The organism is Pseudomonas sp. nanlin1 (assembly GCF_045571515.1).
Classification (GTDB): Bacteria; Pseudomonadota; Gammaproteobacteria; order Pseudomonadales; family Pseudomonadaceae; genus Aquipseudomonas.
The window spans coordinates 2227506-2253004 of sequence record NZ_CP124218.1 but is presented as its reverse complement, the minus strand read 5'-3'; the positions used below and the strand labels follow the sequence as shown (position 1 = coordinate 2253004).

25 protein-coding genes are annotated in these 25499 nt (G+C 59.7%); 10 read left to right on the top strand and 15 right to left on the bottom strand.

Annotated elements, in window-relative coordinates:
* Nucleotides 1-1671 carry a protein kinase domain-containing protein gene (locus QCL65_RS10625; protein ID WP_407316183.1) on the top strand — a complete coding sequence of 557 codons (1671 nt, stop codon included), beginning with the start codon at nt 1-3 and terminating at the stop codon, nt 1669-1671.
* Nucleotides 1672-1766: 95 nt separating this feature from the next.
* On the opposite strand, the gene QCL65_RS10620 is transcribed toward QCL65_RS10625, so the two are convergent.
* The 8 genes from QCL65_RS10620 to ppsA form a co-directional block, all read right to left on the bottom strand.
* A complete protein-coding gene (locus tag QCL65_RS10620) occupies nt 1767-2801 on the bottom strand; it encodes an OmpA family protein (RefSeq protein WP_407316182.1) in 1035 nt (344 codons plus the stop codon).
* Nucleotides 2802-2907: 106 nt separating this feature from the next.
* Complete coding sequence (gene sigX / locus QCL65_RS10615) at nt 2908-3498, bottom strand: RNA polymerase sigma factor SigX (RefSeq protein WP_407316181.1); 591 nt, start codon at nt 3496-3498, stop codon at nt 2908-2910.
* Between the two features lie 89 nt (nt 3499-3587).
* Nucleotides 3588-4412, bottom strand: coding sequence for a mechanosensitive ion channel family protein (locus tag QCL65_RS10610; RefSeq protein ID WP_407316180.1), 825 nt, complete (start codon nt 4410-4412; stop codon nt 3588-3590).
* A gap of 2 nt (nt 4413-4414) precedes the next feature.
* The gene (locus tag QCL65_RS10605) at nt 4415-4660 is read right to left on the bottom strand and encodes a CrfX protein (protein WP_407316179.1); all 246 of its coding nucleotides are present in this window, start codon (nt 4658-4660) and stop codon (nt 4415-4417) included.
* A 120-nt stretch (nt 4661-4780) separates the two neighbouring features.
* The gene (locus tag QCL65_RS10600; RefSeq protein WP_407316178.1) at nt 4781-5776 is read right to left on the bottom strand and encodes a zinc transporter ZntB; all 996 of its coding nucleotides are present in this window, start codon (nt 5774-5776) and stop codon (nt 4781-4783) included.
* Nucleotides 5777-5798: 22 nt separating this feature from the next.
* Nucleotides 5799-6287 carry a ribonuclease E activity regulator RraA gene (rraA, locus tag QCL65_RS10595; RefSeq protein WP_407316177.1) on the bottom strand — a complete coding sequence of 163 codons (489 nt, stop codon included), beginning with the start codon at nt 6285-6287 and terminating at the stop codon, nt 5799-5801.
* Between the two features lie 68 nt (nt 6288-6355).
* Nucleotides 6356-7342 (bottom strand): alpha/beta fold hydrolase, encoded by a 987-nt coding sequence (locus tag QCL65_RS10590; RefSeq protein WP_407316176.1) that lies wholly within the window; start codon nt 7340-7342, stop codon nt 6356-6358.
* Nucleotides 7343-7413: 71 nt separating this feature from the next.
* On the bottom strand, nt 7414-9789 hold the full coding sequence (gene ppsA / locus QCL65_RS10585; protein ID WP_407316175.1) for a phosphoenolpyruvate synthase: 2376 nt from the start codon (nt 9787-9789) through the stop codon (nt 7414-7416).
* Between the two features lie 173 nt (nt 9790-9962).
* Between ppsA and QCL65_RS10580 the strand changes: the two genes are divergently transcribed.
* Complete coding sequence (locus tag QCL65_RS10580; protein ID WP_407316174.1) at nt 9963-10781, top strand: pyruvate, water dikinase regulatory protein; 819 nt, start codon at nt 9963-9965, stop codon at nt 10779-10781.
* A gap of 57 nt (nt 10782-10838) precedes the next feature.
* Nucleotides 10839-11420 (top strand): cell wall hydrolase, encoded by a 582-nt coding sequence (locus tag QCL65_RS10575; protein WP_407316783.1) that lies wholly within the window; start codon nt 10839-10841, stop codon nt 11418-11420.
* 58 nt (nt 11421-11478) lie between these two features.
* Here the strand turns inward: QCL65_RS10575 and prpD are convergent, their stop codons facing one another.
* The 4 genes from prpD to QCL65_RS10555 are packed head-to-tail and all read right to left on the bottom strand — an operon-like array spanning nt 11479 to nt 15793.
* Nucleotides 11479-12963, bottom strand: coding sequence for a 2-methylcitrate dehydratase (gene prpD / locus QCL65_RS10570; protein ID WP_407316173.1), 1485 nt, complete (start codon nt 12961-12963; stop codon nt 11479-11481).
* A gap of 33 nt (nt 12964-12996) precedes the next feature.
* Entirely contained in the window at nt 12997-14124 is a 1128-nt protein-coding gene (gene prpC / locus QCL65_RS10565) for a 2-methylcitrate synthase (RefSeq protein WP_407316172.1), read from the bottom strand.
* A gap of 58 nt (nt 14125-14182) precedes the next feature.
* Nucleotides 14183-15073, bottom strand: coding sequence for a methylisocitrate lyase (gene prpB / locus QCL65_RS10560; protein ID WP_407316171.1), 891 nt, complete (start codon nt 15071-15073; stop codon nt 14183-14185).
* A gap of 3 nt (nt 15074-15076) precedes the next feature.
* Nucleotides 15077-15793 (bottom strand): GntR family transcriptional regulator, encoded by a 717-nt coding sequence (locus QCL65_RS10555; protein WP_407316170.1) that lies wholly within the window; start codon nt 15791-15793, stop codon nt 15077-15079.
* Nucleotides 15794-16048: 255 nt separating this feature from the next.
* On the opposite strand from QCL65_RS10555, the gene QCL65_RS10550 reads away from it, so the two are divergent.
* From QCL65_RS10550 to QCL65_RS10530, 5 genes are all read left to right on the top strand, one after another.
* The gene (locus tag QCL65_RS10550; RefSeq protein WP_407316169.1) at nt 16049-16585 is read left to right on the top strand and encodes an ATP-dependent zinc protease; all 537 of its coding nucleotides are present in this window, start codon (nt 16049-16051) and stop codon (nt 16583-16585) included.
* A 5-nt stretch (nt 16586-16590) separates the two neighbouring features.
* Nucleotides 16591-18123, top strand: a complete 1533-nt coding sequence (locus QCL65_RS10545) for an inactive transglutaminase family protein (protein ID WP_407316168.1) — start codon at nt 16591-16593, stop codon at nt 18121-18123.
* Nucleotides 18123-19109 carry an alpha-L-glutamate ligase-like protein gene (locus QCL65_RS10540; protein ID WP_407316167.1) on the top strand — a complete coding sequence of 329 codons (987 nt, stop codon included), beginning with the start codon at nt 18123-18125 and terminating at the stop codon, nt 19107-19109. Before QCL65_RS10545 ends, QCL65_RS10540 begins: the two co-directional genes overlap by 1 nt.
* A 75-nt stretch (nt 19110-19184) precedes the next feature.
* Nucleotides 19185-20531 carry an aminodeoxychorismate synthase component I gene (pabB, locus tag QCL65_RS10535; RefSeq protein WP_407316166.1) on the top strand — a complete coding sequence of 449 codons (1347 nt, stop codon included), beginning with the start codon at nt 19185-19187 and terminating at the stop codon, nt 20529-20531.
* A 76-nt stretch (nt 20532-20607) separates the two neighbouring features.
* Nucleotides 20608-21342, top strand: coding sequence for a phosphoadenylyl-sulfate reductase (locus tag QCL65_RS10530; protein WP_407316165.1), 735 nt, complete (start codon nt 20608-20610; stop codon nt 21340-21342).
* A 30-nt stretch (nt 21343-21372) separates the two neighbouring features.
* On the opposite strand, the gene cysB is transcribed toward QCL65_RS10530, so the two are convergent.
* Both cysB and QCL65_RS10520 read right to left on the bottom strand, forming a co-directional pair.
* On the bottom strand, nt 21373-22347 hold the full coding sequence (gene cysB / locus QCL65_RS10525) for an HTH-type transcriptional regulator CysB (protein WP_407316164.1): 975 nt from the start codon (nt 22345-22347) through the stop codon (nt 21373-21375).
* A 123-nt stretch (nt 22348-22470) separates the two neighbouring features.
* The gene (locus tag QCL65_RS10520; RefSeq protein ID WP_407316163.1) at nt 22471-22950 is read right to left on the bottom strand and encodes a universal stress protein; all 480 of its coding nucleotides are present in this window, start codon (nt 22948-22950) and stop codon (nt 22471-22473) included.
* A 300-nt stretch (nt 22951-23250) separates the two neighbouring features.
* Here QCL65_RS10520 and QCL65_RS10515 point away from each other — a divergent pair, with 300 nt between their 5' ends.
* Nucleotides 23251-24333, top strand: a complete 1083-nt coding sequence (locus QCL65_RS10515; RefSeq protein ID WP_407316162.1) for a 3-deoxy-7-phosphoheptulonate synthase — start codon at nt 23251-23253, stop codon at nt 24331-24333.
* A gap of 52 nt (nt 24334-24385) precedes the next feature.
* Here the strand turns inward: QCL65_RS10515 and QCL65_RS10510 are convergent, their stop codons facing one another.
* Complete coding sequence (locus QCL65_RS10510) at nt 24386-24667, bottom strand: GNAT family N-acetyltransferase (RefSeq protein ID WP_407316161.1); 282 nt, start codon at nt 24665-24667, stop codon at nt 24386-24388.
* A 536-nt stretch (nt 24668-25203) separates the two neighbouring features.
* Here QCL65_RS10510 and QCL65_RS10505 point away from each other — a divergent pair.
* The gene (locus QCL65_RS10505; RefSeq protein WP_407316160.1) at nt 25204-25455 is read left to right on the top strand and encodes an Lpp/OprI family alanine-zipper lipoprotein; all 252 of its coding nucleotides are present in this window, start codon (nt 25204-25206) and stop codon (nt 25453-25455) included.
* Nucleotides 25456-25499: the final 44 nt, after the last annotated feature.

Below are 25499 nucleotides of genomic sequence, written 5' to 3'. Positions count from 1 at the left end.
GTGAGCCTGCAGCTCAGCTTCGCCCAGGCCTCGGCCACCGGCCCGCGCGCGGAAAACCAGGATGCGGTCCGCCTGGTCACCCCCGGCGCGGCCTTGGCGGCCAGCAAAGGCTACCTGTTCGCCGTCGCCGATGGCGTCAGCCAGTGTGCCGACGGTGGCCTGGCGGCGCGCTCCACCCTTCAGGCCCTGGCGCTGGACTATTACGCCACGCCGGAGACCTGGAGCGTGGCCCAGGCCCTGGATCGCCTGCTCTGCGCGCAAAACCGCTGGTTGCAGGCCAACGGCGGCGGCCAGCCGCTGCTGACCACCCTCAGCGCCCTGGTATTGCGTGGCCGCCGCTATACCCTGGCGCATGTCGGTGACTGTCGCGTCTACCGCTGTCAGGGGCAACAGTTACAACGTTTGAGCACGGATCATGTCTGGGAACAGCCCGGCATGCAGCATGTACTCAAACGGGCCATGGGCCTGGACCAACACTTAGTGGTGGACTATCTGGAAGGCGAACTGCAACTCGGTGAACGCTTTTTGATCGTCAGCGATGGCGTCTGGTCGACCCTCAACGACAGCATGATCGGTTCGATCCTACGCGAGCAGTCAGAACCGGAAAAAGCCGTACAGACGCTGGTCGATGCCGCTCACCTGGCAGGCAGTCAGGACAATGCCAGCGCCTTGCTGGTCCAGGTTGACCAGATCGGTACCGACACCTTGGGCGATACCTTGGTGCAGTTGCGCCAATGGCCGCTGCCGCCAACGCTGAAGGTCGGCCAGGTGTTCGAAGGCTGGCACGTCGACACTTTGCTTGGGCAAAGCCGTCAGTCGATGATTTACCGAGTTCACGACAGCCAGCAGCAAGCCTGGCTACTGAAAACCCTGCCCGCGCTGCGCCGTGACGAAGTGGGTGGGCAGCAGAGCCTGCTGCTGGAAGAATGGTTTTTGCGCCGTGTGGCCGGGCGCTATTTCCCCGAAGTGCACAGTCTGCCTCAACGCCAACACCTCTACTACGTGATGCGCGAATACGACGGGCGTACCCTGGCGGCCGTATTCAGCGACAACGGGCCCCTGCCCCTGGCGCAGTGGCAGGATATCGCTAGGCGGTTATTGCGTGCGGTCGGCATGTTGCACCGGCGCAATATCCTGCATCGCGATATCAAGCCAGATAACCTGCTGCTCAGCGCCGATGGCGAACTGCGCCTGCTGGATTTTGGCTTGGCCCATTGCCCGGGGCTGTCGGCCGAGCTGCCCAGCGATGTAGCAGGTACGCCTAACTTCATTGCCCCCGAAGCCTATGCCGGGCACGCCGCCGATGCTCGGCACGACCTGTATGCCGTAGGCGTGACCCTGTATTTTTTGCTGACTGGGCACTACCCCTATGGCGAAATCGAGGCTTTCCAGCGCCCACGCTTTGCTCAACCGATCAGCCCTGGCCGCTATCGACCCGATACGCCAGAGTGGCTTGAGCGCATGCTTACGCGCAGTGTGCTCAGCCTCCCGGAACAACGCTTCGAAACCGCCGAGGAGTGGTTGTTGGTGCTGGAGCAAGGGGAAAACAGCGCACCTGCTGTACGACCAAGGCCGTTGCTGGAACGCGAGCCATTGAAAGTTTGGCGCACTTTGGCGTTGCTGTCGTTGTTGGGGAACTTGCTGTTACTGGTATGGATGCTGCGAGGCTAAAGCTGCGGCGCCACTAGACGACGCGTAAAATACACAAATTGCAGACAAAGAAAAACCCGGCCTAGGCCGGGTTTTTCTTGTAGAGCGCGAGCCGATTACTTGGCTTGAGCTTCTACTTCAGCTTCTACGCGACGGTTTACAGCGCGGCCAGCTTCAGTTGCGTTGTCAGCAACTGGACGGGTTTCGCCGTAGCCTACCGAGTTCACACGATTACCACCAACACCGTACTGGTTAACCAGAACTTGCTTAACAGCGTCGGCACGACGCTGGGACAGCTTCTGGTTGTAAGCGTCAGGACCGACGGAGTCAGTGTGACCTTCAACAGTAGTGGTGGTTTGTGGGTACTGAGCCATGAAGTCAGCCAGGTTTTTGATGTCACCCATGCTGTTAGGCTTAACAGTAGCTTTGTCGAAGTCGAACTTGACGTCCAGCTCAACACGAACCACTTCAGCTACGGCTGGGCAGCCATCAGCGTCAACGGTAGCGTTGGCAGGGGTGTCAGGGCACTTGTCGACGTTGTCGCACACGCCATCGTTGTCGCTGTCGGAGCAAACTTCAGCAACAGGTGCTGGAGCAGCTACTGGAGCAGGCTTGGAGCCGCCACCGAAGTTTACGCCCACGCCAACGGCTGGAGCCCACTCGGTGTCGCCTTTGTCGATGTTGTAGAGCGCTTCAACGCCGGCACGGGCGTAGAAGTTTTCGGTGAAGTAGTACTTAGCACCGCCACCCAGCTTAGCCAGAGTGGAGTGGTCACGACCACCAGCGTCTTGACCGATGCTCTGGTGAGCAAAACCGGCCGAAACGTATGGGCGCAGGCCTACACCTGGAGTACCGAAGTGGTAGAACGCGTCCAGGGCGGTATCGGAGCCCTTGATGTTCTTGCCAGCATCGCTACGAATGTTGTGGACTTCGTCGTAGGACAGAGCCAGTTCAACGTCGTCGGTCAGGAAGTAGCCAATCGAGCCGCCGAACAGGTTGCCGTCGTTCTTGTAGTCGCGGCTGCTGTCGGTCATGTATTTTTTGGCGAAGCCTTCCACCTCGACAGCGCCTTGGCCTTGTGCCAATACGCCGAACGAAGTCACGGCAACAAGAGAGCCAATGGCAAGGCCTAAGGTGTTTTTCAGTTTCATCCGTTAAATCCCCATCTGGTGATTGTTAAGCGGCCCAACAACCATGGGCCAACTCGGCGACAAGTCTAGCAGAACTTGCCTACACGTTAGAGACATTTGCACCGAACTAAGTTTCGGAAATACCTGCAAATTTCTCACGTAATTTATCAAGCGCACGCTTGTAACGCATTTTGGTGGCGCTGAGCCCCATGCGCATGATGTCTGCGATCTCCTGAAATTCCAGCTCTGCGACGAAGCGTAGCACTAAAATCTCACGATCGATCGGGTTCACATGCACAAGCCAGCGATCCAACCCTCCTCGCTCCTCCGGTTTCGGCGCCTTGTCTTCGGATGCTTCCTCGAGCGGGTCGAGGCTAAGAGCATCCATGAGGCGACGCTTACGCCGTTCTTTACGGTACTGCGTGATGCATTCGTTGTAGGTGATGCTGTAGAGCCAAGTCTTAAACTTCGACTTACCTTCGAAATTCTTTAACCCGTAAAGCACTTTTAGCATCACTTCCTGACAGACATCGTCAGCATCACGATCGTTCCCTAAATATCTCGAACACACGTTGAAGAGTGTCCGTTGGTACCGTCTCATCAGCTCCTCGTACGCCCTGGTCACATGAAACAGCTCGTCATGAGAACGCGCCACCAACTCCTCGTCAGAGAGCTCGCGGGGGTCGTAGCGTACCGGCAGCGTATGTACTTTATTCAAAACAGGTCGGGCCGACAGTCAGGTCAATGTCCGCCAAGACCCGCAGGACCGGGCATTTTCGCGGCGGCATACATTAGCAAAATCCTGCACTAGCGGCTACTGACCCGCTGCTCCAAAAGAATCCGATTGGACACCGACACCAGCTCGCCGTCATCGGTCAGCACGGTGGTCTTGACCGTGCCGATCTCTTCGATCTGCCCCTCGACCTCTTCAATCCGCACGTGCTGGCCTACCTGGTAAAGCTCGCGCACATAAATACCGGCGATGATCTGGCCGGCAATCTCACGGCTGCCCAACCCCATGGCCAGTGCAACGGCCAGACCAACGGTAATCAAAGCGATCACGATCACATGGTTGAGCAGGTCGGTCTTGACCTCCAACTGGCTGATCGCGACAGAAATACTGATGATGATAACCAGGCCCTGGGCGATTCGGCCCATCCCTGCGGAGTAATCCAGGCCCACGCCCTCAGCGGCGCCTCGGACCAAGCCATTGACCAACTGGGCCAACAGCACACCAACCAGCAAAACCAGCGCTGCACCAAATACTTTGGGCAGGTACAGCATGAGCATGTCCAGCGTCGCCGACACACGTTGCAGGCCTAACAGCTCAGCCGCCGAGACCAGGAAGGTGAGCAGAATGAACCAGTAAACGATCTTACCGATCACCGTAGAGATCGGCACTTGAATCCCGCCGCGCCCTAGCAACTTTGTCAGGCCCGTGCCCGCCATCAGCCGGTCCAGGCCCATTTTGGCGAGGAGTTTCGACAGTAGGGTGTCCAGCAACTTGGCAACCACGAAACCAAGCAGTACCACCACCAACGCTCCGAAGAGGTTGGGAATAAAGTTGGCCACTTTGGTCCACAAGGCAGTCATTGCAGTGACCAGGCTTTGGGTCCAGAGGTCAAGTTCCATAGTCAATCAACCTTATCCGCGTGGGCGGCAGAGCGAGTACGTCGTGACACCGGCGCAACATGCGCCGAGCCATTGTTGACGGCAATCAGGAACGCCTGGCCCCAGCGCCCCATCAGACTAAATAGATCACCGGCACCGACCTGGCGGTTAGCGGTTTTCAGCACGCGCCCCAGGCACGCATCGTCATCACGGCTGGAAGACGAAGCCTTGAGCATGTCGCGCAGCGATTCTTCAAACGGATCGTGCATGTTCACCTCACGCTATATCAGTCAAAGACGCAGACCACTGCGGGCGAGTCACATGATCGAGCACGAACGTACCTCTATATAGAAAGCTCACCAAAGAGATCCAGCACAGTACCCGCCCCTTCATACCCAGCGCAGTCGGCGGAACAGCAGCCACTGGCCCAGCGCAACGGTCAGCATCATCAGGCACGCCACTAAAAAACCGTAAGGGCTGTCGGCCCCCGGAATGCCGCCCACGTTGATTCCCAAAAGGCCGGTGAGGAAACTCATGGGCAAGAATATACCGGTGATGATGCCGAATCGGTACATGGTGCGGTTCATGCGCTCGCTCAGACGTCGGCTTTCGGCTTCCATGACCAGGCCGACGCGTTCGCGGGTCAGCTCCAGTTCTTCAAGGTAGCGAGTCAGGCTGTTGTTCAGCTCGTTCCAATAATCGGCATCGTCCTCGACAAACCAGGGCAGGCGGTTACGGGCCAACTGAGCGTAAATTTCCCGCTGTGGGGCGAGGAATCGGCGCAAGCCTGCGGCGCGTCGGCGGATCTGCAGAATGGCGCCGTGTTCGGGCGTGTAACGCTCGTCGCTGTCGATTTTATCTTCTTCGTCATCGACGATCTCCCCGAGGTCAGTGACCAACGCCTGCACCTTGTCGGTCAGCAACTGGGCCAGGGCCAGGATCAATTCAGACGCGGTTTTCGGCCCTTTGCCGGCTTCCAACTCGGCCAGCAACTCGTCGGTGGCGCGCAGTGGCCGCAAGCGCAGCGAGATAATGCGCTGGCGCTCGGCGAAGATGCGCACCGACACCATGTCTTCGGGTTCCGCACCCGGGTTCAGGTTGACCCCGCGCAAGAACAGCAGCAGCTCGTCTTCGGCCAGCGCCACCAGGCGCGGCCGGGTGTTTTCCTCGAGCAACAGGTCGCAACTGAATTCACTCAGGCCGCTATCCTGACGCAGCCAGGTCTGGGTCTGCGGGTGGCTGCGGTCCCAGTGCAACCATAGGCTTTCGCATTCGGCCAGTTGCAGGCCGTCCAGATCAGTTCGAGCAAGCCAACGCGCCCCGCCATGACCATCCAGCACCAGGGCATGCACCAGCCCCCATTGCGCGTTTTCTTCCTCGAACATACGACCCCGCTGTTGGATAAGGTTATTCAGGCATCTGCAACGGACTAGGCGATACGATCACACCGTTATTGTCGGCATACAGGTACTCGCCTGGGCGGAAGGTCACCCCGGCGAAATTGACGACGACGTCGACATCACCGATACCGCGCTTATCGGTTTTCAACGGGTGGCTGGCGAGTGCCTGGACGCCGATGTCGGTTTGGGCAATGACATCGACGTCCCGGATGCAGCCATAAATCACGATGCCTTCCCAGCCATTGTGGGCGGCTTTCTCGGCCAGCATGTCACCCAGCAGCGCGCAACGCAGGGAGCCGCCGCCATCCACCACCAAGACCTTGCCATGGCCGTCCAGCGCCACTTGCTCCCTGACCTTGGAGTTGTCTTCGAAGCACTTGATCGTGACGATCTGGCCGCCAAATGAATCGCGGCCACCGAAATTGCTGAACATGGGTTCGAGCACGTGGATCAGTTCTGGGTAGGCATCGCACAGATCGGGCGTTAGGTAGTGCATGGGGAAACTCCTGTCGCAGGCGTGGACATCGATGGGCTGGAATTCACTCACCCAGCCTAACCGCTGGTTTAGCCCACCGCCAGCAACGGTTGTTGCAAAGGGCTAGGCGCGGTGTGGGCGACCAGCCAACGCTCAACCATTGGCCAGACCTCCAGTTGAGCAGCCTTGCTCACCAGCATCTGCACGTGGTCGAACTCTTCACTGAAACCCTCGGCTCGGCCCAGGCAAACGAATTGGCGCGCCGCCGCGCTGCATTGTTCGAACAGCGCCCGGCAGGCCCAGGGCGGATCCTGCTGATCGCCGTTGGCGGCCACCACCAGCAAAGGTAATTGCACCTGGGCCAAACCGGCCCACCAGTTGCAGCCGGCCTCACGGAAGCCGCCAAACAGGCCGTGCCAGCCCATGAACTCCAGTGCGACGCCGATGGGCTCATCCTCGGGGCCGCGCTTGAGGCGAGCGCCCGACAGGTGAGCAAAGCGTTTGAGCAGCAAGCGCCCGCCCCACGCCACCGGCGGTATTTTCAATGGCCAGTAGCGACGGCTGACCTGGCTGCCGAACAATGCCACGGACGCTACCTGCCCAGCCTCGAGGTACCCGCCGCCGAGCGCTGCCGCCAGGGTGATCCCCCCCAACGAGTGCCCCACCCAGTGCGGCACTTGGCCGGACTGCTCATGAACGAACGCATTGATCACCGGCAAATCGAAGCGCGCGTAATCGGCTACGCGATTGTTGGCGTAGTCCAGGTTACGCGGCGACAAGCCGTGCCCACGCATCTCCGGAATCCACACGTCATACCCGGCGCGGGCCAACCAGGCGCCCAAGCCTACGCCGCGCGCCGAATACCAGAAGCGTCGATTGGAGAAACTGCCATGCAAAAGAATGACTGGCACGCCCCGAGGGGCTAGTGAGTCGGCCAACCCCAGACGAGTAACGGCCAGTTCGACGCTGGCATCGGGGCTATTGGCCGCTTTGATGCGATAGACGTCTTCACTGAGGTCGCCGCGCCGCTCGGCACTGAGCAACGCCACGGGGAAAAGTTTGCTGCTGCTTTGCATAGGGTTCTTGCGTATGAGGAATGTGCGGGCTCGGCTGGGGGGCGGGTTAGCCCCCAGCCGAGGGCCCCAGTTTAACTGCCGATCTCTTTCTCGGCCAGGAAGAACCAAGTCTCCAGGACCGAGTCCGGGTTCAGGGACACACTTTCGATGCCCTGCTCCATCAGCCACTTGGCCAGGTCGGGATGGTCCGACGGGCCCTGGCCGCAAATACCAATGTATTTACCGGCCTTGTTACATGCAGCGATGGCGCTGGCCAACAGCTTCTTCACCGCCGGGTTACGCTCATCGAACAAGTGGGCGATGATCCCCGAATCGCGATCCAGGCCCAGGGTCAACTGGGTCAGGTCGTTGGAGCCGATGGAGAATCCGTCGAAGAACTCGAGGAATTCATCCGCCATCAGGGCGTTGGAAGGCAGCTCGCACATCATGATGATGCGCAGGCCGTTTTCGCCCCGGGCCAGGCCGTTTTCCGCGAGCAGGTCAATCACTTGGCTGGCTTCACCCAAGGTGCGCACGAACGGCACCATGATTTCCACGTTGGTCAGGCCCATGTCGTTACGCACCCGCTTCATGGCCCGGCATTCGAGCTCGAAACAGTCACGGAACGACTCACTGATGTAACGCGAAGCGCCGCGAAAGCCCAGCATCGGGTTTTCTTCTTCCGGCTCGTACAGCTTGCCGCCGATCAGGTTGGCGTACTCGTTGGACTTGAAGTCCGACAGGCGCACGATGACCTTCTTCGGCCAGAACGCGGCCGCCAGGGTGCTGATGCCCTCGACCAGTTTTTCGACGTAGAAGCCCACGGGATCGTTGTAGCCGGCCACGCGCTTGTCGACGCTGTCGCGGATTTCCGGCGGCAGGCTGTCATAGTTGAGCAACGCCTTGGGGTGCACGCCGATCATACGGTTGATAATGAATTCCAGGCGGGCCAGCCCTACCCCTTCATTGGGCAACTGGGCGAAATCGAAGGCGCGATCCGGGTTGCCGACGTTCATCATGATTTTGAACGGCAACTCGGGCATGGCGTCGACCGAGTTTTGCTTGATATCGAAGCCCAGTTCACCTTCGAAGATATAACCCGTGTCCCCCTCTGCGCAGGATACCGTCACTCCCTGGCCATCTTTGAGCAGCTGGGTGGCGTTGCCACAGCCCACGACGGCAGGGATCCCCAGCTCACGGGCAATGATCGCGGCGTGGCAAGTACGCCCACCACGGTTGGTAACAATGGCGCTGGCGCGCTTCATCACCGGTTCCCAGTCCGGGTCGGTCATATCGGACACCAGCACGTCGCCGGCCTGGACTTTGTCCATCTCCGAAACGTCGTGAATGATCCGCACCTTGCCTGCACCGATACGCTGGCCAATGGCCCGGCCTTCTACCAGTACCGTGCCTTTCTCTTTGAGCAGGTAACGCTCCATCACATTGGCATTGGAGCGGCTTTTTACCGTTTCCGGGCGCGCCTGCACAATGTACAGCTGACCGTCATCGCCGTCTTTGGCCCACTCGATGTCCATCGGCCGGCCGTAGTGCTTCTCGATGATCAGCGCCTGTTTGGCTAACTCGGTGACTTCCCCATCGCTCAGGCAAAAGCGCGCACGCTCGGCCTTGTCGACATCCACCACTTTCACCGAGCGCCCGGCCTTGGCCTCGTCGCCGTAGATCATCTTGATCGCTTTACTGCCCAGGTTGCGCCGCAGGATGGCCGGGCGGCCGCCTTCCAGGGTTTGTTTATGCACGTAGAATTCGTCGGGGTTGACCGCCCCCTGCACCACCGTTTCACCCAGGCCATAGGCGCCGGTGATGAACACGACGTCGCGAAAGCCAGACTCGGTATCCAAGGTGAACATGACCCCGGCGGTGCCGGTTTCCGAGCGCACCATGCGCTGCACACCCGCCGACAAGGCCACCAGCTTGTGGTCGAAGCCCTGATGCACGCGATAAGCGATGGCGCGGTCGTTGAACAGCGAGGCGAACACCTCCTTGGCCGCGCGGATAACGTTTTCCACGCCGCGGATGTTCAAAAAGGTCTCTTGTTGGCCAGCGAACGAGGCGTCGGGCAAGTCTTCGGCGGTGGCCGAAGAGCGCACGGCGACGGCCATGTCCGGGTTGCCCTTGGACAATTGGGCGAAGTGGCTGCGGATCTCCTCGTTCAACCGCTCAGGGAATTCGGCCTCCATGATCCATTGGCGGATCTGCGCGCCAGTGCGGGCCAGGGCGTTGGTGTCGTCGACATCCAGGGCGTCCAGGGCGGCGTGGATCTGAGCGTTGAGGCCGCTGTCGTCGAGAAAGTCCCGGTAGGCCTGGGCGGTCGTGGCGAAACCACCCGGTACGCTGACCCCGGCGCCCGCGAGGTTGCTGATCATCTCGCCCAGGGAAGCGTTCTTGCCCCCTACGTGTTCGACATCGTTAACGCCGAGCTGATCGAGGGAAACTACGTACTCTGCCAAGGTGATCTCTCCACTGACGATGTTGGAAAAACTCAGTATCCCGTACGCCCCAAGAGCGCTCCGAGCGGTGATGGCCTACGCCCGCAAAATGAGTGAGAATGCCAGGCATTCCAGGCCGTTCAACCGGGCCTATCATATCCAAGAATCGTCACCAGCTTAAGGGCCGGGCGCAAATGAAACGATCAGCATTTTTCATCTCCGACGGCACCGGCATTACAGCAGAAACCCTCGGGCAAAGTCTTCTAGCGCAATTCGAGAACATTACATTCAATAAGTTCACGCGGCCCTACATCGACAGCGTCGAGAAGGCCCGGGTGGCGGTACAGCAAATCAACACCGCGGCCGAGCGCGATGGGGTGCGGCCGATCATCTTCGACACCATCGTCAACCAGGACATCCGCGAGATCCTGGCCACCGCCGATGGCTTTATGATCGATATCTTCTCCACCTTTCTCGCGCCCCTGGAGCAGGAGTTCAACGCCCGCTCCTCCTATTCGGTCGGCAAGTCCCACTCCATCCTGCACAACGCCAACTATATGGAGCGCATCGAGGCGGTGAACTTCGCCCTGGACAACGACGACGGCGCCCGCACCCACTACTACGACAAAGCCGACCTGATCCTGGTAGGCGTGTCCCGCTGCGGCAAAACCCCGACATGCCTGTACATGGCCATGCAATTCGGTATCCGCGCGGCCAATTACCCATTGACCGAAGACGACATGGAGCGCCTGCAACTGCCAGCGGCCCTCAAGGCTCACCAGAGCAAGCTGTTCGGCCTGACCATCGACCCCGACCGGCTCACTGCGATCCGCCATGAACGTAAACCCAATAGCCGCTACTCCAGCTACGCCCAGTGCGAGTTCGAAGTGCGCGAGGTCGAAGGCCTGTTTCGCCGCGAAAATATCCCCAACATCAACTCGACGCATTTTTCCGTAGAGGAGATTTCAGCGAAAATTCTCGTGGAAAAAGGCGTGGAACGTCGCTTCAAGTAAAGGTGATCCATGCAGTACCTACATAATAATAAACAGCGTACCGCCCTGTTCGCTCTAATGGCCGCCTTCTGCCTGTCGAGCGCCCTGCACAGCCGGCCCGCACACGCAGAGGCAGACGCGGCCAAGGCCGAGAGTAAAGCCAAGGTATTGGAGCGCAAGGCTGCGGCCCACAGCGACGCCCCGCCACCCAGCAGCCAGGCTTTGACCCGCGCCGAAGCCCAGGCCATCGACCCTGCCGGGGCCAATGCCTTGGACGACACCCTGACGTGCCTGGCGCGCAGTATCTATTGGGAAGCCAAAGGTGGCGAAAGCGCCGACATGGAGGCCGTGGCCAATGTGGTGATGAACCGAGTAGGCCATGAGGACTTCCCGGACACCGTGTGCGGGGTGGTCAAGCAAGGCTCGGAAATGAAGCATTGCCAATTTTCCTGGTGGTGCGATGGCCGCCCGGACGCCGTGCAGGAAGAATCGCGCTATGCAATCGCCAAGGAAATCGCGCGCAAGGCGCTGAACCAGCAACTGCGTGACCGCACCGGCGGCGCACTGTTTTTCCATGACCGGCGGGTGAAGCCTGGCTGGGATAAAACCTATGTCAAAACGGGCGAGAGCGCGGAATTCTTTTTCTATAAAGACAAATGACACCGCCAGCTACTGTATAGCCGAGGGGCCGGGGCGAGCCCCGCCCCCTTGGCTGCGGTCAAACCACGAACAGGTCCATGAAACGGTGTACAGGCGTAGCCTCAAGCTTCGCCTGGTCCTTGCACAGCGCAAAAATGCTAGCCGCACGCTGCGCGGTGAAACGTGTGGCCAGGTTGGCTTTGAACTTGTCTTCCAGCAGTGGAATACCATCAGTACGGCGACGGCGATGGCCAATGGGGTACTCCACGGTCACTTGCTCCGTGCTGGTGCCATCTTTGAAGAACACCTGCAAGGCGTTGGCGATCGAACGCTTGTCCGCTTCCAGGTACTCACGGCTGAATCGCGGGTCTTCGACGATCTCCATCTTTTCGCGCAACTGGTCGATGATCGGGTGGGCATTGTGAAAATCATCTTCGTACTGCTCGGCGACCAGGTTGCCAAATGCCAACGGCACGGCCGTCATATATTGCAGGCAGTGGTCACGGTCAGCGGCGTTGGCCAGTTGGCCGACTTTGGAAATGATGCGGATCGCCGACTCGTGGGTGGTGATAACGATTTTATCGATGTCTCCCAGGCGGTCCTTGACTTGCGGATGCAGGGTGACGGCCGCTTCGCACGCGGTCTGCGAGTGAAACTCGGCCGGAAAGCTGATCTTGAACAGCACGTTTTCCATCACGTAGGTGCCATAGGGCTGGGACAGGCTGAACCCGCGCTGGTGTTCCGGTTTCAAGGCCAGGTCCTTGTTGGTGTGGCTGAACAGCACGTCGTAAAAGCCCCACTGCGGCGCGCTGAGCACACCTGGTATGCCCATTTCGCCACGCAGGGCGATATCCGCCAGGCGTACCGCACGGCTGGTGGCATCCCCCGCCGCCCATGACTTGCGCGAACCGGCATTAGGCGCGTGGCGATAGGTACGCAATGCCTGGCCGTCGACGAAAGCGTGGGACAAAGCTGCCAGCAGTTGCTCGCGGTTGGCGCCCATAAGCTTGGCGGTGACCGCGGTGGAAGCCACTTTCACCAGTAGGACGTGGTCCAGACCGACCCGGTTAAAGGAGTTTTCCAGGGCGATCACACCTTGGATCTCATGGGCCATGATCATCGCATCCAGCACCTCACGCATGCTCAACGGCGCTTCACCGTTAGCGACACGCTTCTGCGACAGGTGATCGGCCACGGCCAGGATACCGCCGAGGTTGTCCGATGGGTGGCCCCACTCGGCTGCCAGCCAGGTGTCGTTATAGTCGAGCCAGCGGATGATGCAGCCAATGTCCCAGGCTGCCTTGACCGGATCCAGGCGCAGGCTGGTGCCCGGCACGCGGGCACCATGGGGCACCACGGTACCTTCAACGATAGGGCCCAGGTGCTTGGTGCATTCAGGGAAACGCAAGGCCAGCAGACCGCAACCCAGGGTGTCCATCAGGCAGTTACGGGCGGTGTCCAGCGCTTCGCGGGATTCCACCTTGAAGGTCAATACGTAGTCGGCGATATCCTGCAGCACTTGGTCATAGTCAGGACGGTTATTCAGATCAACATTGGCACTCATGACAAACTCTCTAAAGGGGTTAAAAGGGGGCAATCAACGCTGCGCGAGGGGCACGTAAGGACGCTGCTGGACCCCGGTGTATTCGGCGCTGGGGCGAATAATGCGGTTGTTGGCGCGCTGCTCGAACACGTGGGCAGCCCAACCGGTCAGGCGCGAACACACGAAGATCGGGGTGAACAACTTAGTGGGGATGCCCATGAAGCGATAGGCCGAGGCATGGTAGAAGTCGGCATTGGGAAACAGCTTTTTCTGCTCCCACATGACCTTGTCGATGGCCTCCGACACGGGGTAGATCACTTGGTCGCCCACGTCGTCGGCCAGCTGCTTGGCCCAGCCCTTGATCACTTCGTTACGCGGGTCACTGTCTTTGTAGACCGCGTGGCCAAAGCCCATGATCTTGTCTTTGCGCTCCAACATGGCCAAGGTGCCGGCCACGGCAGCCTGGGGCGAATCGAAGCGTTCGATCATGGCCATGGCCGCTTCGTTGGCCCCGCCATGCAGCGGGCCGCGCAGTGAACCGATCGCGGCAGTGATGCACGAGTAAAGGTCCGAGAGGGTCGAGGCACAAACCCGCGCGGTGAACGTCGAAGCGTTGAATTCGTGCTCAGCGTAGAGAATCAGCGACACGTCCATGACCTTACGCTGCAACTCGCTGGGCGGCTTACCGTGCAGCAAATGCAGGAAATGCCCGGCCAGGGTCGGTTGGTCGCTGCTGCTGGCGATACGCACACCATGGTGGGCGAAGCGGTACCAGTAACACATGATGGCGGGAAACAGCGCCAGCAGGCGCTCCGTAACGCCCTGTTGCCGCTCGAAACTAAGCTCCGGTTCGAGGGTGCCCAAAAACGAGGCCCCGGTGCGCATGACGTCCATCGGGTGAGCATCGGCCGGGATGCGCTCGAGCACCTCCTTCAACGCCTGCGGCAGTTCCCGCAACGTACCCAGGTGCTGAGTGTATTCAGCCAGCTCGGCCTGACTAGGCAGCTCGCCATGCAACAGCAGGTAAGCCACTTCTTCGAATACGGCGTGCTCGGCCAGCTCGCGCACATCATAGCCGCGATAAGTCAGCCCGGCCCCGGGCATGCCGACGGTGGAAAGGGCCGTTTGCCCGGCCACCTGGCCACGCAGGCCGGCCCCTGCGAGTACTTTTGCTTCAGCCATGGTTTTCTCCTGTCTTGGATTTCTTATGGAAAAATGTGCAGCAAAGGTTGTCGCTGAATCAGCCTTTGTGTTGGTCGAACAGGGCGTCGAGGCGCTGCTCGAAGGTGTGGTAATCGATGGCGTCGTAGAGCTCCATGCGCGTTTGCATGGTGTCCAGCACCTGTTGTTGGGTACCGTCGCGACGGATTGCCGTGTAGACGTTCTGCGCCGCCCGGTTCATCGCCCGAAAAGCCGACAGGGGGTACAGCACCATGGCCACCTCGACGGCCTTCAATTGCTCGACCGTAAACAACGGCGTGGCGCCGAACTCGGTGATGTTCGCCAGAATCGGCACTTGTACGCTTTGGGCGAAGCGCTGGTACATCGAAAGCTCAGTGATCGCCTCAGGAAAGATCATGTCGGCGCCTGCTTCGACACACGCCTGGGCGCGCTCCAGGGCCGCCGCTTCGCCCTCCACCGCGAGGGCGTCGGTGCGCGCCATCACGACAAAACCGGGATCGGTGCGGGCATCCACTGCCGCCTTGATACGATCGACCATTTCCTCCAACGGCACGATGGCTTTGTTCGGCCGGTGCCCGCAGCGCTTGGCACCGACCTGGTCTTCGATATGAATGGCGGCGGCGCCGGCCTTGATCATCGAGCGGACGGTACGCGCCACGTTAAAAGCTGAGGCACCGAAACCGGTGTCGACGTCCACCAGCAGTGGCAGGTCGCAGACATCGGTAATGCGCCGCACGTCCGTCAACACATCCTCCAGGCCGCTGATACCCAGGTCAGGCAACCCCAGCGAACCTGCCGCAACGCCCCCCCCTGAAAGGTAAATCGCCTTGAAACCTGCCCGCTTGGCGAGGAGCGCGTGGTTGGCGTTGATGGCGCCGACGATCTGCAACGGTTGCTCGGCCGCCACAGCGTCGCGAAAGCGCTGCCCTGGAGTATTCGAATGACCCATGACTCACCTCTCGTGTTTTTTGTTGTGCTCGGGAAGGTCCCGATAGTGCCGCTCGATGTTGCGCCGCGACGCGCCGATATGACGGCGCATCAACAGCTCGGCCAACTCACCGTCGCGATCGGCGATGGCGTCTAAAATTCGATGGTGCTCGTTGAAAGCCTGGCGCGGCCGGTTCGGCGTACTGGAAAACTGGATGCGATACATGCGCACCAACTGGTAGAGGTCGCCGCAGAGCATCTGCGTGAGCATCCGGTTACCGCTGCCTTGGATGATCCGATAATGAAAGTCGAAATCACCTTCCTGCTGGTAATACCCCTCACCGGCCTGAAACGCCGCATCACGCTCGTGGGTGTCGAGCACCTGACGCAATTCATGGATCTCCTGGGGCGTCATGTTCTCAGCCGCGAGGCGGCAGGCCATGCCTTCCATGGACTCACGGATCTGGTACAACTCGATCAATTCAAGATGGCTCAGGGAAACCACTCGCGCGCCCACGTGGGGAATGCGCACCAGCAGGCGTTGCCCTTCCAGGCGGTGAATGGCCTCGCGCAGGGGCCCGCGGCTGATGCCATAGGTGCGAGCCAGCTCTGGCTCGGAGATCTTGCTGCCGGGGGCGATATCGCCACAGACAATGGCTGCCTGAATACGCCGAAAAACATTTTCCGAAAGTGTCTCGGATTCAGCGGCTGGCACTGGGGTAAACCCGGTTGCATCGAGCATTGTGTCGACACCTCATATTCTTATAGTGCTGAAACTAGCTAATATAAGGGCATCTGTCAAAGCTGATCACTGGATTGTCGACAATCAGCCAGTGGCGAACTTATCCTTTTCTACCCCGTCAAACCCATCAGCCGCTGGCGCCACGAAACCAGCGTGATAGAATCCGACCCGCCCCCTGCCTGGGGCCTACATCATCCTGCCTGCCATTGAGTCATGGCGGGTTCACATGGATGCAAGGGTTTACCTGCCAGGATTATGAGACTCAAAGCCTTCCCCTCCTTTATATGCCTGCTGCTCGCACCCGGCTTCAGCCTGGCTGCAGATAAAACCATCTACGGGCTCAACGAGTACATTCGGCTCGATGAAATCGACCTGCAGGTCGCCGCGAAGCTGGACACCGGCGCCAAGACCGCCTCACTCAGCGCCCGCGATATCAAACGATTCAAACGCAACGGGGAGTCCTGGGTGCGCTTCTACCTGAGCATCGATGCCGCCCACGACCACCCTATCGAACGCCCGTTGGCCCGGGTCAGCCGAATCAAGCGCCGCGCCGGCGACTACAACCCCGACGAAGGCAAAAACTACACGACTCGGCCGGTGATCGCCTTGCAAGTTTGCATGGGCACGGCCTTGCGCACGATCGAGGTGAACCTCACCGATCGCAGCGCCTTCGAGTACCCACTGCTCGTGGGGTCCGACGCGCTCAAACACTTCGGCGCCCTGGTCGACCCCAGCCTAAAATACGCGGCAGGAAAACCTGCCTGCGCCACTGACGCTAAAACCGCAGAGTAATGTGAATGCGCTCTCTAACCCTCCACCTGAAGATCCTGATCACCGTACTGGTCGTGCTTGGCATTGCCATTACGGCCTATCAGATCTTCGCCCTCGGCATCCCGGTCACCGAGGATGAAACCGACGACCTGTGGAACATCGACGCCAAAGTGGAATTCGTTCCCAACCCGAAGGATTCGGTCAAGATCCAAATGTTCGTGCCGCCCCTGAGCCGCGACTATGTGAGCCTCAACGAAAGCTTCATTTCCAACAATTATGGCGTGAGCGTTAACCGCATCGACGGCAACCGCAAAGTCACCTGGTCGGCGCGGCGAGCTACTGGCAACCAGACGCTGTACTACCGGTTGGTCCTGACCAAACGTTACAGCGGTGAAAAAACCAAGGTCAAAGGCCCGATCTTTCGCGACAGCCTGGCCGTCGAGGGCCCGGAAAAGATCGCAGCCGAAGCGCTGCTGGCACCTATTCGCCAGCACTCGGCGGATGTCGAAACCTTCGTCAGCGAGACCATCAAGCGGGTCAACAACCTGGCTGACGACAACGTCAGGCTGCTGCTCGCCGGGGACACCTCCACCGTGCACAAGGCGAAAGTCGTCGATCTATTGCTGTCGATCGCCCACGTGCCCATGGAAAAGGTCCACACCCTGCGCCTGGTCGCCGACCTACCGCAGAGCCCGGAGCTATGGCTGCGCAGCTTCAACGGCAAAGACTGGCTGTACTTCAACCCTGAAACCGGCGAGCAAGGCCTGCCCAGCGATCGCCTGCTCTGGTGGACCGGCGATGACAACCTGATCAGCGTCGAAGGCGGCAAAAAGGCTACGGTTACTTTTAGCTTGAACAACAGCGAAATGAACGCCATCCGCCTGGCCAAGCTCACCGATGAAAACACTGACGCTGACTTTCTCGAGTACTCGCTCTATGGCCTGCCGTTGGAGACCCAGCGGACCTTTATGATCATGGTGATGATCCCCATCGGCGTGCTGGTAATTCTGATCCTGCGCAACCTGATCGGCCTGCAGACCCTCGGCACCTTCACCCCGGTACTGATCGCCCTGGCGTTTCGTGAAACCCAGTTGGGTTTCGGCATTGTGTTGTTTACCGTCATCACCGCGCTGGGGCTGTCGTTACGGTCGTACCTCGAACACTTGAAACTGCAGATGTTGCCTCGCCTGTCCGTGGTCCTGACATTCGTTGTGGTGCTGATCGCGGCCATCAGCCTGCTCAGCCACAAACTTGGCCTGGACCGGGGCTTGTCGGTGGCACTGTTCCCCATGGTGATTCTCACCATGACCATTGAACGACTCTCGATCACCTGGGAAGAACGCGGCGGCGGCCATGCCATGAAAGTCGCCATCGGCACCCTGTTCGCAGCGTCCATCGCCCATCTACTAATGAGCGTGCCGGAGCTGATCTACTTCGTGTTTACCTTCCCGGCCGTGTTGTTGGTTCTCGTCGGTTTCATGCTGGCCATGGGGCGCTACCGGGGTTATCGCCTTAGCGAGCTGATCCGCTTCAAGGCCTTCGTCAAGGATGACGCCTGATGTTCGGCCTCTGGAAAACCTGGAAAGCCCTGGAGGCCCGGGGCATCATGGGCATCAACCGGCGAAATGCCGACTATGTGCTCAAGTACAACAAGCGCAGCCTCTACCCGATTGTCGACGACAAAATCATCACCAAGGAGCGCGCCATCGCGGCGGGCATTCACGTGCCGGAAATGTACGGGGTGATTTCCACGGAGAAGGATATAGACCGCCTGGAAAGCATCATCGAGGGGCGCAGTGACTTTGTCGTCAAGCCAGCCCAGGGCGCCGGCGGCGACGGTATCCTGGTGGTGGCCGACCGTTTCGAGGGGCGCTTTCGCACCGTTTCTGGCAAGCTCATCAGCTTGGAAGACATTCAGCATCAGATTTCCAGCATCCTCACCGGTTTGTACTCCCTGGGTGGGCACCGCGACCGTGCGCTGATCGAGTACCGAGTCACGCCCGACCAGATTTTCAAGAGCATCAGCTACGAAGGCGTGCCTGACATCCGCATCATCGTCCTGATGGGCTACCCGGTGATGGCCATGCTGCGCCTGCCGACCCGCCAATCAGGCGGCAAAGCCAATCTGCATCAGGGCGCCATTGGCGTTGGCGTCGATCTGGCGACCGGAACCACCCTGCAAGGTACCTGGCTGAACAGCATCATTAGCAAACACCCCGATACCGCCAACGCGGTAGACGGTGTGCAACTGCCCAACTGGGACGGTTTCATGAGGCTCGCCGCCGGTTGCTACGAGCTGTGCGGATTGGGTTACATCGGTGTGGACATGGTGCTCGACCAAGAGAAAGGCCCGCTGATACTCGAACTCAATGCGCGCCCAGGGCTTAACATCCAGATCGCCAACGATTGTGGGCTGACCCACCGTACCCACGCCGTAGAGGCACGCCTGGCTGAACTGGCCGTCAGCGGCGAGGTGGAGGACGCCGAACAGCGGGTACGCTTTGCCCAGCAATTGTTTGGCCATGTGCCGGCGGTGATCGCCTAGGTTCTGTACCCAAGGTCCACGACAGCAGCATGCAGGTGGATTACAATCGGCGCTCCGCCCGCTGACCCCTGCCCAATGCCGACCTGCGCCTTACACCCCCTGCCTTATCATGCCGACCCGGCGACCTACTTTTCGCGCATCCAGGGCGCTCCCGGCGCGGTGCTGCTCGACAGTGCTCGCCCTGCGGCCAGCCGAGGCCGTTTCGACCTATTGAGCGCTTGGCCGGTCGAGCGCCTCGAAGCGGCCCCCGGCGAGCCCGGCCGCGACTATCTGCAGCGCTTGCGCGCAAGCTTGGCCCGCCTCGGCCATGCCGAACTACCGCAGGGCTGCCCGCTGCCTTTCGCTGGCGGCCTGATGGGCTACCTGAGCTACGACTTCGGCCGCCGCCTCGAGCAACTGCCCTGCGGGCCGACCGATGATATCGGCCTACCGGATGCACAACTGGGCCTGTATGACTGGGCGTTGATCAGCGACCACCAAGCGTGCACCAGCCAACTGGTGTTCCACCCCAACCTACCGGACAGCCGCCGAAAAACCCTGGTGCAGTGCTTCGAGGCCCCTGAAGCCACCCTGGCTGGCCGCTTCCGCCTAAAGGCCAACTTTGCCAGTGACCTGGATGCCGAAGGCTATCGCCAGGCATTCCAACGCATCCAAGCCTACATCCAGGCCGGCGACTGCTATCAGGTCAACCTCACCCAGCGCTTTCGTGCGCCCTGTGAGGGCGAGCCGTGGCACGCCTACAAAGCCCTGCGCCAGGCCTGCCCAACGCCGTTTTCCGGGTTTATTGGGCTAGCCGATGGCAGCCACTTGCTGAGTTTCTCCCCCGAGCGCTATCTGCAGGTAGGTGATGGTCAGGTCGAAACCCGCCCGATCAAAGGCACCCGACTGCGCGCCAGCGATGCGGCGCAGGACGCCGCCAATGCTCGCGAGCTGCTGGCCAGCGCCAAGGACCGGGCGGAAAACCTGATGATCGTCGACCTGCTGCGCAACGACCTGGGCCGCAGCTGCCGCATCGGCTCGGTGCAGGTGCCACAGTTGTTCGGCCTCGAAAGCTACCCCAACGTGCACCACATGGTCAGCAGCGTCACCGGCGAGCTGGCGGCCGGCAAAGACTGCCTGGACCTGCTGGCGGGCAGTTTCCCGGGTGGCTCCATCACCGGAGCACCGAAAATCCGCGCCATGCAGATCATCGACGAAGTCGAGCCGACACGCCGGGCATTCTATTGCGGCTCGTTGTTGTACATGGACGTGCGAGGAAACCTGGACAGCTCGATCGCGATTCGCAGCCTGCTGGTCAAGGATGGTCAGGTTTTTTGCTGGGGCGGCGGTGCGGTGGTCGCCGACTCACAGTGGCAGGCCGAGTACGAAGAGTCGATCTTCAAGGTCCGAGTGCTGCTCGACACCCTGCAAGGCCTTGGCTGAGCAAGGCTCTGCTGCATTTGCTAAGATTCGCCTTCTATGAGCGCAAAGCGCCACTTTACCGCCTGGAAGCCGCCTGATGATCACGAACCTTGACGTCGCCGAACTCGCCGCGACCTACGCCAACAAGTCGCCACAAGACATTCTCAAGCTGGCCTTCCAGCATTTTGGCGATGAGTTGTGGATTTCCTTCAGCGGAGCTGAAGACGTAGTACTGGTCGACATGGCCTGGAAGCTGAACAAAAACGTCAAAGTGTTCAGCCTGGATACAGGCCGCCTGCACCCGGAAACCTACCGTTTTATCGAACAAGTGCGCGACCATTACTCGATCCAGATCGAGATCGTCTCACCAGACTCCGCTCGCCTCGACCCTTTCGTGAAGGAAAAAGGCCTGTTCAGTTTTTACCGGGATGGCCATGGCGAATGCTGCGGCATTCGCAAGATCGAACCCTTGCGGCGCAAACTGGCCGGGGTTCAGGCCTGGGCCACGGGCCAACGTCGTGACCAAAGCCCTGGCACCCGCAGCCAAGTGCCGGCTTTGGAGGTCGATGGCGCGTTTTCCAATGAGCAGCGCACCCTGTACAAATTCAACCCGCTGGCGCAAATGACCAGCGAAGAGGTCTGGGGCTACATTCGCATGCTCGAACTGCCCTACAACAGCCTGCATGAGCGCGGTTTTATCAGCATTGGCTGCGAACCTTGCACGCGCCCGGTATTGCCTAACCAACACGAGCGTGAGGGGCGCTGGTGGTGGGAAGAAGCCACCCAGAAAGAATGCGGGCTGCATGCCGGTAATTTGATCGGCAAGGCCTGACCCACTTGGCCAGGGCCACTCGCCCTGGCCTCAGTGAACCGGCAACTCAACCCTATCGAAGAGCGCTTCGAGCTCCTGCTTGTTATGGCACTGGATGGCCTTGGCCATGACTTCGCGGGTGAGGTGCGGGGCGAATCGTTCGATAAAGTCGCACATGAACCCGCGCAGGAAGGTGCCACGGCGAAAACCGATCTTGGTCACGCTGGGTTCGAACAGATGGTCGGCGTCGATCATCACCAGGTCGGCGTCCAGCTTGGTATCGACGGCCATTTTCGCCACGATGCCAACCCCCAGGCCCAAGCGCACGTAAGTCTTGATTACGTCAGCATCGGCCGCAGTGAATACCACCTTCGGTTCCAGGCCCAGGCGGCTGAAGGCTTCGTCGAGCTTGGAACGACCGGTAAAGCCGTGCACATAGGTCACGATAGGGTGATCCACCAGGCTTTCCAGGGTCAGCTTGCCCTGCTTGATCAGGGGGTGGCCCTGGGGAACCACCACGCAACGGTTCCAGCGGTAGCACGGCATCATGATCAGGTCACCGAACAGCTCCAATGCTTCGGTGGCGATGGCGAAGTCCACCGTACCGTCGGCGGCCATTTCGGCGATCTGCATTGGCGAGCCCTGGTGCATGTGCAGGGCAACGTCGGGATATTGCTTGATGAAGTTGCTGATCACCTGAGGCAATGCGTAGCGCGCCTGGGTGTGGGTAGTGGCGATCGACAAGGTGCCTTTTTTCTCGTTGGAGAACTCTTGAGCGATCTGCTTGATGCTCTCGACCTTACGCAAGATCTCACCGGCCGTGGTGATGATCCGCTCGCCCGCCGGGGTGACCCGGGTCAGGTGCTTGCCGCTACGGGCGAACACCTCGACGCCCAGCTCATCCTCCAACAGGCGAATCTGCTTACTGATACCCGGCTGAGAGGTGTAAAGACTCTGTGCGGTGGCGGAAACGTTGAGGTCGTGGTGCGCCACTTCCCAGATGTAGCGCAGTTGTTGAAGCTTCATATGCAACCCTCAAAGCAATTGAAACGCTAGGCATCAGCGAAGGGTTATAACTATATTAAAGGTCGCAACCATAAATCTAGAACTTTTTAACTGGTTTTTAACTCAGTACGCATCGAACGGTGCTTATGCTTTCGGCAGAGGTACCATATACACCGGAACCTGGGCCAGTTGCAGCACGTGGGCCGCGGTACGGCCCAGGGGCTTATCACTGCCTTGGCAATGGCAGTGGCTGCCCAGCACTACCAAGTCGACACTCATTTGCCGCACCTGCGCCAGTATCACTTCGGCCGGGTCACCCTGACGCACACGAACCGCCCTAATCAGCGCCAGGTCCTGCCCCTCCCCCAGTTCTTCGCGAAACGTTTCCAGGACTTTTTGCTCGATTCCATCCATAGCGGTATTTACGCCTTCGCTGTGCAAAGCATTCAGGGTCGGCTGGTCGAGGTAGCTTTCGAGCACCGACTGAGCAAACAGGCCCATGGGCTCTACGGCGTGGATCACGTAGAGCTCTGCGCTGAAGGTACGTGCCAGCGCCAGCGCGTGCTGCATGACATAGGGTGCATAGGCCCCAAGATCGGTGGCGTAGAGCATTGATTTAATCATCCCGACTCCCGGACTGCCGTAAAAGCAGATATTTGCAGCTTAGCAGCGCAGAGCGACCCGCCAAGGTCTGTAATGTTCAATTTATTGCCGCGTCCCCCTGAACACCTCTGTGGAATACCCCAACCAACCCGCTCTGAAATGCTCGAAATAGGTGCGCTCTATCGCCACAAAGCAGACGTTGCCCATTGTAGAGCCAAGGCCTAACGCGCTAAGGTTCCGTCCCCCGCTGCACATAATCATGCTGTGCTCCGCCGCGCGGGGTCGCTGGCGGCCGGCACCCGTGACCTGACGAGTAACACGATGGCTGACTTACCGATCGACGACCTGAACGTTTCCTCCAACGAAACCCTGATCACCCCCGACCAGCTCAAGCGGGAAATCCCCCTGAGCCAGGCTGCCCTGCAGACGGTGACCAAGGGGCGTGAAGTGGTACGCAATATCCTCGACGGCAAAGATCACCGGCTGTTCGTGGTCATCGGGCCATGTTCGATCCATGACATCAAGGCCGCCCACGAGTACGCCGCGCGCTTGAAAGCCCTGGCCGCTGAGCTATCGGACACGCTGTATTTGGTCATGCGGGTGTATTTCGAGAAGCCGCGTACCACGGTGGGCTGGAAAGGTCTGATCAACGACCCTTACCTGGACGACTCCTTCAAGATTCAGGACGGCCTGCACATCGGTCGCCAGTTGTTGCTAGACCTGGCGGAGATGGGCCTGCCCACGGCGACCGAGGCACTGGACCCGATCTCCCCGCAGTACCTGCAAGACCTCATCAGCTGGTCGGCCATCGGCGCTCGCACCACAGAGTCGCAAACGCATCGCGAGATGGCTTCGGGCTTGTCTTCGGCCGTTGGCTTCAAAAACGGCACCGACGGCGGCCTGACCGTGGCCATCAACGCCCTGCAGTCGGTCTCCAGCCCCCACCGTTTTCTGGGTATCAACCAGGAAGGCGGCGTGTCGATCGTCACCACCAAGGGCAACGCCTATGGGCATGTGGTCTTGCGCGGCGGCAACGGCAAGCCTAACTATGATTCGGTCAGTGTCGCGGTGTGCGAGCAGGCGCTGAACAAGGCCGGCATCAAGCCCAATGTGATGGTTGACTGCAGCCACGCCAACTCCAACAAAGACCCGGCGCTGCAGCCGCTGGTGATGGAAAACGTCGCCAATCAGATCCTTGAGGGTAATGAATCGATTATCGGCCTGATGGTCGAAAGCCACCTGAACTGGGGCGCGCAATCGATTCCAAAAGACCTGGCCGACCTGCAGTATGGTGTTTCCGTAACCGATGCCTGCATCGACTGGGCGAGCACCGAGGCGACGCTGCGCGGCATGCACGCCAAGCTCAAAGGGGTTTTGCCCAAGCGGGCGCGCGTTCTGGCCTAAACGTCAGATAGCAAAACGCCGGGCTCGATGCCCGGCGTTTTCGTTCATGCCTTCAGAGTTTCGCCGCCTGACGTTGGTGGCGCTCCATATAGCGCTCCACGTAAGAGCAGGATGGGATAACCGTATAGCCCATGCGCTCGGCGTATTCGAGCGCCTGCTCGGTCAAAGCGGCCGCGATGCCACGGCCACGTAAGGCGTTGGGCACGAACGTGCGATAAATATCCAGGGTCTGCTTCCCGAGATCCATGTATGTCAGGTAAGCGCGATGACCATCGACATTGGTCTCGAACTGGTGACCGGCCTGGTCATGGTGAATGGACAACGCCTCGCTCATCACTACTGCTCCTCGCGGGTCTTGGATTTTGACCCTTACCTTACCGATCTTTTTCCGGCGAAGGAACCACTACGCCCTTGGGTTTTTTTTAGACAACAAGACCGGTGGCGTCGTTCTTTCCGAAAACTGCACTTTGGCCAAACTCAGCGCCCCTGGGGCGAGCACCGGCCCAGAGCACAAATGGGCCTGCTGACAACATTGTAAATGCGTACATCAGAATAAAATCATCTGCAAGTAGGTGTGACGCCAGCGGACCCATAAAGTCACTATTAGTTCGCCCTCGCTTAAGCGCTGATGCACCGCTTTGTTGCTGTCGCAACTAACGCCTCTTCGTGTGCCGACCAACAGGGCCGGGGCCAAAACGGCTGCTGGCGAGCACCTTACGGAGCCGGCAACGATACATCGAAATACGACTTTTTAGCGCTTCTTGCACAGTCTGCGTTTACTTACTACAACTAATGGGTACTATGTGTCTCGGCTATTTTCTCATCGGTGAGAGATGGCTACTAATCAGAAAGTCCTTGAAGGGGAACCCGATGAACAACGCTCTGAAACTGTCCGCACTGGCCCTGGCCGCTATCCTGGCTTCCGGCTGCAGCAGCGCCACCAAAGAAACCGAAGCTCGTCTGACTGCAACCGAAGACGCTGCTGCTCGCTCTCAGGCACGCGCTGACGAAGCCTACCGCAAAGCTGACGAGGCTCTGGCCGCTGCTCAGAAAGCTCAGCAAACCGCTGACGAAGCCAACGAGCGCGCTCTGCGCATGCTTGAAAAAGCTAGCCGCAAGTAATAATCCCTAGGGATTGTTCTCCAAAGCCGCCCCTTACTCAGTAA